At 59.7% G+C, this 12,229-nt stretch carries 10 protein-coding genes and 1 pseudogene; 3 read left to right on the forward strand and 8 right to left on the reverse strand.

The genetic code is table 11. The features are described 5' to 3' along the window. Positions 1–356: 356 nt before the first annotated feature. Positions 357–827, forward strand: a complete 471-nt coding sequence (locus BRA1253DRAFT_RS25475) for a hypothetical protein (RefSeq protein ID WP_007599111.1) — start codon at positions 357–359, stop codon at positions 825–827. A gap of 748 nt (positions 828–1,575) precedes the next feature. Here BRA1253DRAFT_RS25475 and BRA1253DRAFT_RS25480 read toward each other — a convergent pair. From BRA1253DRAFT_RS25480 to BRA1253DRAFT_RS25510, 8 genes and pseudogenes are all read right to left on the reverse strand, one after another. Beyond that, complete coding sequence (locus tag BRA1253DRAFT_RS25480) at positions 1,576–2,472, reverse strand: plasmid partitioning protein RepB C-terminal domain-containing protein (RefSeq protein WP_007599112.1); 897 nt, start codon at positions 2,470–2,472, stop codon at positions 1,576–1,578. Positions 2,473–2,477: 5 nt separating this feature from the next. Further along, the gene (locus BRA1253DRAFT_RS25485) at positions 2,478–3,356 is read right to left on the reverse strand and encodes a ParB/RepB/Spo0J family partition protein (RefSeq protein WP_007599114.1); all 879 of its coding nucleotides are present in this window, start codon (positions 3,354–3,356) and stop codon (positions 2,478–2,480) included. After that, on the reverse strand, positions 3,334–4,923 hold the full coding sequence (locus BRA1253DRAFT_RS25490; RefSeq protein ID WP_007599116.1) for a recombinase family protein: 1,590 nt from the start codon (positions 4,921–4,923) through the stop codon (positions 3,334–3,336). Before BRA1253DRAFT_RS25490 ends, BRA1253DRAFT_RS25485 begins: the two co-directional genes overlap by 23 nt. 472 nt (positions 4,924–5,395) lie before the next feature. Continuing rightward, positions 5,396–5,976, reverse strand: a pseudogene (locus BRA1253DRAFT_RS25500) (recombinase family protein); the annotation flags it as partial. A gap of 260 nt (positions 5,977–6,236) precedes the next feature. Further along, complete coding sequence (locus tag BRA1253DRAFT_RS43725; protein WP_007599121.1) at positions 6,237–6,554, reverse strand: DUF1648 domain-containing protein; 318 nt, start codon at positions 6,552–6,554, stop codon at positions 6,237–6,239. A gap of 1,095 nt (positions 6,555–7,649) precedes the next feature. After that, positions 7,650–7,859, reverse strand: a complete 210-nt coding sequence (locus BRA1253DRAFT_RS46250; RefSeq protein WP_354127124.1) for a CoA transferase — start codon at positions 7,857–7,859, stop codon at positions 7,650–7,652. Then, entirely contained in the window at positions 7,826–8,296 is a 471-nt protein-coding gene (locus tag BRA1253DRAFT_RS46255) for a PaaI family thioesterase (protein ID WP_007599122.1), read from the reverse strand. The genes BRA1253DRAFT_RS46250 and BRA1253DRAFT_RS46255 overlap by 34 nt, the downstream gene beginning before the upstream one ends. A 97-nt stretch (positions 8,297–8,393) precedes the next feature. Next, positions 8,394–9,398, reverse strand: a complete 1,005-nt coding sequence (locus tag BRA1253DRAFT_RS25510; RefSeq protein WP_007599127.1) for an NADPH:quinone oxidoreductase family protein — start codon at positions 9,396–9,398, stop codon at positions 8,394–8,396. A gap of 79 nt (positions 9,399–9,477) precedes the next feature. On the opposite strand from BRA1253DRAFT_RS25510, the gene BRA1253DRAFT_RS25515 reads away from it, so the two are divergent. Next, positions 9,478–10,041, forward strand: a complete 564-nt coding sequence (locus BRA1253DRAFT_RS25515; protein ID WP_007599128.1) for a TetR/AcrR family transcriptional regulator — start codon at positions 9,478–9,480, stop codon at positions 10,039–10,041. A gap of 547 nt (positions 10,042–10,588) precedes the next feature. Next, complete coding sequence (locus BRA1253DRAFT_RS25520; protein ID WP_007599129.1) at positions 10,589–12,169, forward strand: amidase family protein; 1,581 nt, start codon at positions 10,589–10,591, stop codon at positions 12,167–12,169. Positions 12,170–12,229 lie beyond the last annotated feature (60 nt).

Genomic DNA, 12,229 nt, shown 5'->3' on the forward strand with positions numbered 1-12,229 from the left:
TAGATTTGCGCTAACGACATCTGTTGAGCCCTTCCAACCATCATCCTTCGTGATGGAGGTGCTTCCGACTGATTAGGTCCTTCTTCGTAGAAGGCGCCTACGACCCAAAGAAAGGTCGTCGGCTTTGAACGTCACGTCCGCATTTGAGGAATTCCTCAAGTACAAGAAGTCGAGCCGGCGCCGGTGTGTCATGTAAGACCTCTAACGCACAGTGCGTGCGAAGGCTGATCATTCGAGCACTAAGACCGGACGGGCGAACAACTGAAGGCTCCGCGCTTGCCCGTATTTTTACCGATTCGGCGAACGTCGCATTGATCTCTCTCGGTAGTTGCGCTTGAATAGGGTGGGGGACGAGAATGCGTTGGATTGCGATCGCCGCGGTATGCCTTGGGCTGGGCGGCTGCGGCACAAAATATCAAGAAATGGGATTCTCAGGCGGTGTCGCCGCGCAGCAGATGACTGCGGACACGTGGCGCATCCAATCGCGGGGCAACGCCTATACTAACTCGGCCACAGTGCAGGACTACGTGCTCCTGAAGGCTGCAGAAACAACTCAAGCCGCCGGCGGTACACATTTTCAGATTGTCAGCGCAGCCGATGCAAGTCGGGCCTCCACGATAGTGACACCTGGAACGAGCAATACAACCTTCGTCGGGAACCAAGCTTTCACGACCACCTCGCCCGGTAGCGTCGACACCGTGATCAAGCCAGGACAAGACGTCTATGTACGCGTTCTGAAACTGCCATCTGGCCCTGCTCCCCAAGGCGTCTACTCAGCTCAAGAGATTATCCAGTTCGTTGGGTCCCGAGTGGAGCGCCCCAAATGATGTCGAAGCAACGATGCGCAGAATTGTAGGCCTGACATTTTGTGCCGCGCTACTCAACGCGCCCGCCTTCGCCGCTTGTGGCGACAACGGTGGTCCAGGTTATCGCAATCAGGCCGGGAAGTGCGTGGGCTGGGAGGCACTCGCTCGGCAATGCGGAAATCCTCCGTCGACCAAGTGCACGCCCGAGCGTGTAGCTTCAGGCGCAGAGAATGCGGCCGCCAATGGCGCAACGATCCGGTCACTGATGGATCAATCGAGCACCACGAAAAAGCTGCCGGGGAATCCGTAGAGATTAGGTCCTGTGCCCATCTGGGTAGAGTTCTTGCGGCTAGTAAGGACGACATTAGGCAACCTGAAAATGTTGGTCTTGCCAGCACTGCGCTCGGTGTAGCCGCTCAGCTGGGCAACGGCACCAAGCGAACATCATGGTCGGTAAAGCAACCCAGAACGATGCGATTCTTCTCGTTTTGAGACAGAGGTCGGGCCGCTTGGTTGGATGCAGATGGATGCTCATCCCCAGAATGCGAGGAAATGGCCTCAGCGCCATCTGAAGCCTCAGTGTGCGTTTTGGCTGTTATACTCAGCTGAGGACCGGAGTGGGCGAGAGCGACCGTGAGCTTTGGCTGCTCTCGGTCTTATTCATCAGTGTGCGCGGCCGTTCATCGCCTGCGGGGCTCAGCCGCTGGCTGACTTCTTCCATAACAACGCATACGCGAATGCCGCCGAATCGATTTAAATGCGGCTAGCTTCAGGCCGCGCTGGCCTCGGATTCGGTGATCCGCTGGAATTCGAACAGCAGCTCCTGAAAGTGCTTGGCGAGATAGCCGACCACCTTGCCGTTGCGCAAAAGCTTGGAGAGGTAGCCAACCGCCAGCACCAGATCCAAATGATCGGCGCCGTAGGTCTGCTCGGCGACCTTGAATTCACGGGCGAGGGAGGCGGATTCTCGCTCCATCAATGTCAATTGCTCATCCGAAAGGCCTTTGGGCGCACGCGGTGTATAGCCCGTCGCCAGCTGGTTCTTCGGCGTAGCCGCGACCAGTGAGCGCATATAGCTATTGGAAAAATTGTTCATGGCGATCATCAATTCCGCCACCTCGATTTGCCTGATAGCGCCGAGCTTGCGCAGTTCCGAAAACGTGTTCAGGGTCAGATGCCGCTCCTTCAAGAGCTCGACTGCCTCGGCGCAAATGCCGTCAAGGAGTTTGCGGCGTCGCCGAATGCTGGCGACATCGACATTGAGAGCTTTGGCGATCCGCGCTTCGGAGACACCATTTTCGACCGCTTTGAGGATCATCCGGTGCTCCTGGATGATCGCGATGCGATTGACGCGCTTGTTGTAGGTAAAAGCCTCATCCTCGGTCGAAACCAGGCATTCTATCTCTAAAAGGCCACGCTCCCGTAGCACCTCGAGCCGGAGATGGCCGTCGAGCAACAGATATTTGCCATGGTTCTCACGGCTGCGTGCCACCACAGGCGGCTCAACCAAGCCGATCTCGCCGATCGAGGCCGCGATCTGACGGTATTTTGGCGAGCGCTTTAGTTCCTCCGAGACCAGTTTGAGGGGTTGGATGTCCGCGAGCCTGACCGACAGGGTCCGCTCTTCAAAGCCCATCCGGACCGAAATATGAGGCCGGCGTGCCATAATGCCTATCCTTGCTCATGCAGACGAAGCGCAAGGTTCTTTGGCATCGTGTCCAGCTTTTCGCCTTCTAAAAGTGTGAGGAACTCAGGCTCGGTCAAAAGCTTGCGCAAAGCTTCCAAAATAAAGACCAGCCGCGCTTTGGTGCCATTCGATTTGCGGATCAGAACCCGTTTCCGATCGACGTCTTGACGATAAGCCCGCAACAGTGCGTTTGAGCTGATTGGAGCCCCATCAGTCCGACGCGGGCCCGTCTTATATCCCTTGCCGCGGCGGCGGCGCTGTTCGATCAGCTTCTTGGCCGCCAACAGCCGTTGACCGCGCAACAGCTTTTCCTCGTAGGCTTGCTGCAAGACGGTCTGAATGTCGTTGTCCGGGGCTTGTGAGATCAGGACGGCCACGCTGACTGGCATGTGGCCGGCCTCCACCGCACGGAGCAAACGGTGCTCGCCTCCTTCCAGCAGGCTAGTGACACCCTTGACGTACTCGACACTGAGCCCGGTTTTGCGTGCGATCTCGTCGGGCTCATAGCCACGCTGCCTCAGGCCCTCGATGTCGTGCAGGAGGTCGATCGCCCGATGCTGACGCCTCGCACAGTTCTCGACCAAGCTCATGATCGCGCTGTCCTCGTTGGTGGCGTCGACAATGACCGCGGGGATTTCGCGCTGCCCGAGGGCTTGATACGCCTCCAGGCGTCCCTGACCACACACGAGGTCGTACCGTGGCTCACCTTCGCCGGCCTTCGGTTTGACTGTGATCGGCCGCTTCAGTCCGAGCTCGGCGACACTGGTGACGATCTCCTTGAAGATCCGACGGTTGCGTGCGCGCGGATTGACGACGTCGATGGAGCCGACTGGAATGATTTCAATGCATTGAGCCGATGCCATAGCTGACCTCCATCAGTTGCGAACGAGCGGCAAGCTCAAACAGCATGTCCAGGGTGTCGAAGCGATAAGCGTCGAGCGCCAGCCCGTTGTTCTCGGCCAGCGCAACCTGATCGGTTTCCATCTCGAAGCGTGGCAGCAGATAATAGTCGAGCACGGCGCTGTTCATCTGGTTCATCCGGATTGCCACGGTAATGTCGGGCCGCAAGCCCGCATCAAAACGTATCTTCCAGCGATAAGAGCCCGCCATCGTCTCCTGTGACCGGACCAGACAAAGAGAAGCGGTGAATTCGTCATTGACCGTGAGAAGGTCGGTGCTTGTATCCTGGCGGACCGATCCTCCGATCTCTTCGATGCCGCGCACCGTCGCTGCAATGAAATCAGGATACATCCGGCGTAACGCACGATTGATCTCGATATAGCGATAGTCCCGGTCTGGGCTAAAACCGATCAGTTCATAGGCTCGGAGCAAACTACCGAAACGAGTGCGATAGGCGCTGCTGGACGGCCCGACCTCGAGTTCGTCTATGATTATCCCAGACAGATAGCCGTGCTGCTCCAGCAGCCCGCGGAGCACATCCAGAAGTTCTTCATCGGAATAGCGCTTACAACGTTCAGTAATGATGACTTGCGCGGATCTAAATGTATCTTCGTCGACGATCGGCTCAAAAGCCTGATCGTGACGAATCCAGCGTTCAGGCGGATTATAGATTCGCTGGCCCTTGAGCTTACACGAGCACCTGTTCCACACATTGTTGCCGATATACTTCTCGTTGATGAGGACTTGGTGCACGGTCGCCCTGGTCCAGGGCCGGCCGAGATCAGTGGTAATGCCTTTGGCATTGAGGCTGTCTGCGATCTCCCGCTCGCTTTTGTCTTGCGCGACGAATGCCTCGTAGATGAACCGAATGGTCTCGATCTCTTGCTCTGGCCCGGGGATGAGCACAATTCTGTCGGTTTGAATGCTCTTGTGCTCGCCGCGGACGAGCTCCGCCTTGGCAACACCGTTTTGATCGATCAATTGCCGCCTCAGCCCAAATCCGGCGGGGCCTCCCTGGCGGTAGCCAAGCTCGATCAAGCGCCGTTGGCCGGCAAAGACTTTGACCGAGAGTTCTCGGCTGTACTCACCCGCCATGGCCCGCTTGACGCCCTTGACGATGGTCGAGACCGGGCTGCCATCATTCTCGAATTGCTCAGCGCAATACCGCACCGAGATGCCCGCGCGTTTGCAGATGTACTCGTAATAGGCGCTTTCATCGGCGTCCTGAAATCTGCCCCAGCGGCTGATATCGTAGACGAGAATGGTCGAGAATTCGGCCACTCCGGTCTGTACGTCCTCGATGAGTTGCTTGAGAGCCTGCCTGTCATCAAGATTGAGGCCGCTCTTGCCGCTGTCCTCGTAGGTTTTCTCGATCCGAAAGCCGTGACGAGCTGCGTACTCGCGTATCGCTTGTGACTGGTTAGCCGTTGAATATTGTTGGTGATCCGTCGACATCCGCACGTATTCAGCGGCGGGTTTCGCGGCCTGGCTTCCCAGTTCGGCGCCTGAATGAGACGTGCCCTGCAACATGGTCGCCCTACTCGTGTCAAGAATGCATGGTCGACTATTTGAAACTATAACTTAGCTCGGGAGGAAACTTGTTTCCGAAAACGGGCAAGACGTTTCCAAACGACGGGAAGACCTCGCTCAGTTACGCAAGGTTGATCGCCGATATCCTCAGGTCTGAGCTTGGCAATAGCCATCAAGCTCACAAGACTCTGATGCGATGGACCGGGGCGAATGAAAGGACGGCTAAGAATTGGCTCTCAGGCGCGAATGGGCCGAGTGGCGAGCACCTCTTGCAGCTCATGCGCAATTCGGATCAGGTTTTTGAGTTTGTCTTGAGGTTATCGCATCGACCGGCTTTGCTTTCGACGCGAAAGCTCGGGGAAATAAGAACCAGCTTGCAGGTTACAGCTGACCTGCTTTCGGAAGTTATTGAGAACCAGGAACCATAATTTGCTGCGCGTGACGCCGGCCGTCATCATGGTCAGCGGCAACCTCCTCCGCGCCTGTGTCCGTCGCCCACAACCTGTCGCTCTAGCCCGAACGGCGCTGGCCCTCCCATTTTGAAGCCCAGTCTCGCGAGACGCATGGCTCCTGCGTGAACCTTGCCAGAAAGCTCGCGGCTGAACTCGGCTGCCATAACCCTTTTGATGTTTTTATGATGCTGGAAAGCAGACTGTTGTCATTGTCAAACTGCTCTGCACAATACGCAACTTTCAAGCCTGCCTCACGACAGATGAACTCGTAGTGCGCACTCTCATCGACGTCCTGGAAGCGTCCCCAACGACTGACGTCAAATACGAGGAGATGTCCGAAGTCCACACGACCAGACCGAACGTCGGTGAGGAGCTCGGTAAGGCCCTGCCTGTTTTTAATCTTCAACCCGCTCCGTCCCTCATCGCGGTAAGTGCGAACAATGGTTAGCTGGTGAAGTTGGGCATAGGTTGCGATCACCGCCGCCTGATTCTCGATAGAGTATTGCTGATAGTCTGTTGACATGCGGACATACTGCGCTGCCCGTTGCATCTTTTGAGATTGAGGCAGTCGGTCCTTGCGGACCACAAGAGCGTTCCCCATGAGAGTCCTCCTGCATAAGCGGATGTCTCGCGAAGCCTCCTCCCACCGAAACGATGATAGCAGGAACGGGTCAACACAACGGAGGATGCTCGACATATTCTGGGGCAGCTGAACTGACGTATGATCGGGTCTTCCGCTTCTGGTCCCAAGCCGAAGCACGCCGATCCCGTTGTAGAGTCGGCTATCGCTGGTAGAGCGGACAATACACGCGCTTGCTTCGACGGCCGTTTGTGACTCTTAGCCGACTTGCGCGACCTCTTTCAGCGTGCCGCTCTCGACTTCATCAAAACGAACAGGTGAGAGCCTGCGGCGATCACCGAGAAAATGACTATTCCTAATTCAACACCGTGCACACGTTGCGGCGCATATGTCGAAGCCAGCCAAATAAAGAGCCGAACAGCCGCCATGAAGACAATCATTCCCCACATCGCCAACCATTTTGGGGCGTACCATGTTGGCTCGCCGTTGCGTCCCCACTGCATCGCAACGCGTTCGCGCTCGATACGTGGCCCAAAGTAAAGGTTGAATGTGACCACTAGCGCAAGAGCCAGGCAAAAAGCGTAGTCTGCGGGTAACATTCTTGAGCTTTCCTGTAACCTTAAAGCCGCAGTAGCAATCTATACTTGTCTTTGCGGACCTGCTCGCGTTTCCTTGACGTATGGTTGCCAGTGGCTGACCGGTGAACGGACAGAACGCGTCGGTCCTTGAATCGTTCGAAGCCGGCTCCGAACAGGGTGCTGAGGTTGCTGCTGCGCAGGTCGGCCCGGTGGCCCTGGGCTCCGAGGCCGAACACCCAGGTGCCGTCTGCCAGCGATAACCAACCTGACCACCGGCAACGCCGCCTGTCGCAACGTGCGAACCTCGGGGCCCGATGTAGAAGCCGCTCCAATAATGGACCGTGGCGACGGCCGCTGGCTGCGCCGTTGTGTAAGGCCGGGCCGCTATATCTGCCGCGCCGGCAGGAGCCTTAGGCCGAAAGCCAGTGCCCCGGCCGAGGCCCGGACGATGTGCAGAGTGGCAATGCACGTTCTTCGGTGCCGGAACATCCGGCCGCGGCGGCGCGATCAACAGTGGTTCCCATCAGGACGCAGCATCGTGGCCCAGCTTACCCCACCGGTCCCGGCGGGCTCGGTCCAATGCTGGGGGGCTCGAGCCATCGGCCACTTCGATCACCGTCGAAAGCAGCCGATACCAGCGATTTTTGCTATACGGGCGGAGAAGGTTCGAGCCCAGCTCCCCTCCCTCCGCCATTGCACGATTTTGTACGCCAATCTTCGATATTGGACTTTTCTGCGCACCATCGTGCGCTGTTGCCCCGGTCAGGCGCCCCAGAGTAGCTGACAATTACATTAGCCGGCGCAGATTTGCGGTGATGACAACAACGGCTAAGTAATTTCTCGCCGTCTTTCCTAGACGACAAAACCGGAATCGCGCACGCCCTTGCGGTGGCCTGTCCGGTGCCGGACGAGGTTTCCGTGACGATCGCGGTCCTGCGAATGTCTCCCGTTTGCTGGCTTGTCACAGACACTCTCTGTTTCATGTCGGCCGACCCTCGTGCTTGTCGGCGCGTGGCGTCTGACATCCGTGTGGAGTCCCGTTGCTGCACCAAGCAACCCCGCCCAAGCCCGCAGGCCGCCTCCGCGAGCGGCATTACCGCTCGATGTCCTGATCGCTTAACGCGCATGACGTCCGTCCCTTTGATCCGCCAGTATCATCGCTGCCAGCGGTGCTGCGACGTAGTGGCCAACATCGATCACCTTGACACCCGCGAGTGGACGATCGGTCGTCCCGGTGATGCGAAACCTCGTAAGGTCCTTTGAAGGCAGCAATTTGGTAAATGCAGCGACTGCTAGTCTTGTTTTCGCGGAGCGAAAATCACGCAAGTCGTTGTGCCGTGCGCAAGAAGCTTGCCCGTGTCATCGACGATGCGACCCTCGGCAGTAGCGCCTTGTCTGCCGCGGTGAACTACGACGCCCGAGGCGATAACAGGGCCCGGTCCCGGCTTTAGCGGACGGGTGAGATTCACAGTAAAGTTCGTTGTCGTATAACCCTCGCCTTCATTAAGTGTCGTATGGACGGCACAGGACATCGCCGAGCTCAAAATCACGGCGAGGTAACCACCGTGCACAACCCCTCCTGGGTTTGCGAACTGTGGTCCGGGCCAACCAGTAAACTCTGTGCTACCGTGCTCTGCCGCGGACAACTGGAAATTCAGTGGCATGCAGATGGGAGCGGCTGGCGCGCCTGTGCGCAAAAGCTCGCGGAAGAGCGCTAGCCCTCCATTCTCTCGCGATGCGGGACGCTCGTCGCTCATCGTCATGGTTTCCTCCCTTTTCAAGACAGCCGGCCTGCCATCTTCGGTTCCGACATATCGGCGGCGTGCTGCGTGCCGCCGTTGATACGTGGCGCTGCTTAGCTCAAGGGGCGGTCAGCGACGGCTTGAGCACGTATTTTCCCGTCGCCTGCCGCGCTTCCATGATGCGGTGAGCTTCGGTGGCCCCTTCGAGTGGCAGCCGCCCGGCAACCTCCACATGAAGGCGCTGTTCGATCACGAATCCTGCAACGGTGTCGAAGGCCTTCTGCGCTTGATCCGGCCGAGCCTTGAACCAGTGGCTGACGTAGTAGCCAATCACGGCTTGGTTCATCGGCATCAGGCGTTGGGCGATGAAAGAAGAGGGCTTCCTGCTGGCGGTCCCATAGACGACGAGGCGCCCGAATGGTGCGAGCGCGGCCAGAGCCTGGTCGAAAAATGCGCCTCCGACCATATCGAGAACCACATCGGCCCCGCGTCCGCCGGTGAGCCGCTTCACCTCGCGCGGCCAATCATCGGCGGTAGAGTCGATGGCGTGGTCGGCGCCCCGCGCCAAGGCTTGCTGCCGGCGTTCGGGTGTGCTGGCGCCGGCAATGACGCAGCCGGCGCCCAAAATCTTGGCGAGCTGAATTGCGTAGTTGCCAACGCCTCCGGCGCCGCCGGGAATGAAGACAGATTCGCCGGGCTTGAGCCGTCCAGCGTCCTTGAGCATTTGAAAAGCAGTCACGCCGGCAACGACAAGCGTGGAAGCGACGTCAAAATCGAGTCTTGGGTCCAGTTTGATGACGTTGTCGACGCCGGCGAGGGCGTACTCAGCGTAGCCGCCAAGACCGTCTCCGCCGAAAAACGCGAACACCCGATCACCGGGATGCAGCGTTGTGACACCCTCGCCAACGGCGTCGACGACACCGGCGGCTTCGCTGCCGAGGATCGCCGGCAAAGGTGTCCGCAGTGGATAGGGATCACCGCGCCGACGCACGATGTCGGCGTAGTTGACGCTCGCCGCTTCGATCCGGATGAGCACTTCGTCAGCCCCGGGCTGCGGTTTCAAAACCTCTTCCACCCGAAGCGCCTCAGCGTCGCCGTAGGCATGCAACAATACCGCCTTCATAGATCCCCACCCTCCATTATGACATTTGTCCTAACGTCTCTACGTCTATAGATAAGACGATCGTCCTAGTCAAACGCCCATGACAGCCCATTCACCGCGCGAACAGATGATTTTGGCCGCCATGTCTCTCTTTCAGAGAGAGGGCTATGCCGCGGCCTCATGGCGGCGGCTGGTCCAGGAGTCGGGAGCGCCCTGGGGTTCCGCCTATCACTATTTTCCGGATGGTAAGGAGCAGGTTGGAGTCGCCGCTCTCGAATGGGCTGCACAAAATGTCGCTGGGGGCATCGCGCAGTGCTTCCCCGAAGGCGGCCGCGCTGCGGAGGGTGTCCGCAAGTTGTTTGCGGGGAGCGCGGCACAGTTGGCAAAGTCCGGGTTCACCGCTGGCTGCCCCGTGTGCACCGTTGCATTGGAAACTGCACCCCAATCTCAGGCGCTCACCAAGGCATGCAAGAACGCTTTCGGTCTCTGGCACCAAACGATTGCTGATGGCTTGATCCGATGCGGAATGGCTCCGAAGAATGCGGAGACGCTCGCGCCAGTAATCTTGGCGGCCTTTGAAGGTGCTCTCATTCAGGCGCGCGTGGCGCAATCGCAGGAGCCTATGCGCGCGTGTGGAGCTCAGATTGCCCGGCTTTGCAATTGAGAGCTTCGACTGAAGCTCTACGTCCGTCGAGGGTCACGGCCGGGGAGGGCTGCTTCTTGCGCGAAGGGGAGACGAGTGCTCTGATGGCAAAGTTTTCCGATGTATTTCCAGTGTTGACGCACGGGACCGTTTGACCTTCTGGTCTCGATTGGGGCTTTCTCCAACTCTTCTGCCCGTCTCCAGCCCTTGGTAAGGCAATTGGTCCGTGGTAGCGCTCCCGCTACCACCTCCCGTCCCTCGCGCACGCCCGCGACGCCCCCTTCCATCGGCGATCGCCACCGACATGGGATGCTGTGTGGCTGTAGGCAAACGTCCCAATTTGTCACTCTCCAAACGGCGGCGTCAAAAACCCGCTCGCGATGCCGCAATCTGGCGGCAGTTCATTCCATCATTCAACCGATACATGCGTCACGGGAGACGACCTCATGAGCGTCTCGCGCGCCTTCGGCCGCCACAACGCGCCCCGACGCCGCGCCATGCAGAAACGCGCCTGTACACGGTCGCGTGAGCTCCATAACTTCGGCAGCGCAATTTGAGGAGATGCGACGTGGCGAAGAAGACGGCGACCAGGAAGAAAAGTGCTGCAAAGAAAGCAGCGAAGACCTCCAGCAAGAAAAGCGCCGTTCGCAAGAGCAAGGTCGCGAAGGCTGCAACGAAGCCGGTGAAGCGGGCCCCCCAGCGCAAATCATCAGCACCACGCCGCCCAAAAGGCCCGGCCTGGCAATGGTCGGCGGTCGAGACCGCAGCCGCAATCCGCTCCGGCGCCATCTCCGCGGTCGAGACTGCCGAGGCGCATCTGGAGCGCATGCGTGCCGTCAACCCGAGGCTGAACGCCGTCGTCGTCGATCTCTCGGAGGAGGCGCTGGCTGCGGCCCATGCGGCCGACAAGCGGCGCGCCAAGGGCGGCGAGCTCGGCCTTCTGCACGGCGTACCGATCACGATCAAGGAGAATGTCGATTACGAAGGCCGTCCCAATTTCAACGGCGTGCCGGCCAACAAGGATCTCATCGCGCCGTCGGATTCGCCCGTGGTGCGCAACCTGAAGAAGGCCGGCGCGATCGTTATCGGCCTCACCAACACGCCGGAATTCTCCTTCCGCGGCTTCACCGATAATCCCTTGCACGGACTGACGCTCAATCCCTGGGATCCCAATATCACCTGCGGGGGCTCCTCGGGCGGTGCGGGTTCGGCCGTCGCCGCCGGCATCGGCTCCATCGCGCACGGCAACGACATCGGCGGCTCGCTGCGCTGGCCGGCGCATTGCAACGGCGTTGCGACCATCAAGCCGACGCAGGGGCGTATTCCTGCGTTCAACGCGAGCGCAGCCGCCGAGCGGCCGATGCTGGCGCATCTGATGTCGGCGCAGGGGCCGCTCGCCCGCCACGTCGCGGACGTCCGGCTCGCGCTGGAGGTGATGAGCCAGCGCGATCCGCGCGATCCCTGGTGGGTGCCGGCGCCGCTGGTCGGTCCGAAGCCGAAGGGGCCGATCAAGGTCGCGCTCGCCAGGATTCCTGAAGACATGGACGTCGATCCGCACGTCGCGGCGGCGTTGCGCCAGGCCGCCGATCATCTGGAGCGTTCCGGCTATCGTGTCAGCGAGGTCGACGTGCCCGTGCCCGACATCGACGGCGTCTGGCAGACCTGGTGCGACATCATCACCAACGAGACGATGGTGATGCAGGAAGCCGGCATGCTGAAGGTGACGTCCGAAGACTTCCACAAGGCGTGGGGCGGCATGAAAGCCAAGGCCAACGTGCTCGACCTCAAGGCCTGGATGCAGGCGACCGCCGCGCGCAACGGCCACATCCGCGCCTGGCAATTGTTCTTCGAGGAGTATCCGGTGGTGCTGGCACCGACCACGGTGAAGCCGACGCCTGGCCCGCGCGAGGACACTGTCAGCCCCGAGCGCGTGCGCGAGATTTTCTGGGGCGAGATCCGCTTCATCTCCGCGATCAACGTGCTGGGCCTGCCCGGCGCCGTGGTGCCGGTGACGCTGCACGATGGCAAGCCGATCGGCGTGCAGCTCATCGCCGGGCGCTATCGCGAGGACCTGGCGCTCGACGCGGCGGCCGCGATCGAGAAGCGGGCCGGCGTGCTCGCCCATCGGCTGTGGGAACAGATGGACTGAGAGGTAGCGAAGGGTGTTTCCCTCTCCCCCCTTGTGGGAGAGGGAGTGCAGCGTGGTCGC

Origin of the sequence: Bradyrhizobium sp. WSM1253, assembly GCF_000244935.1 — a bacterium.
GTDB lineage: Bacteria > Pseudomonadota > Alphaproteobacteria > Rhizobiales > Xanthobacteraceae > Bradyrhizobium > Bradyrhizobium canariense.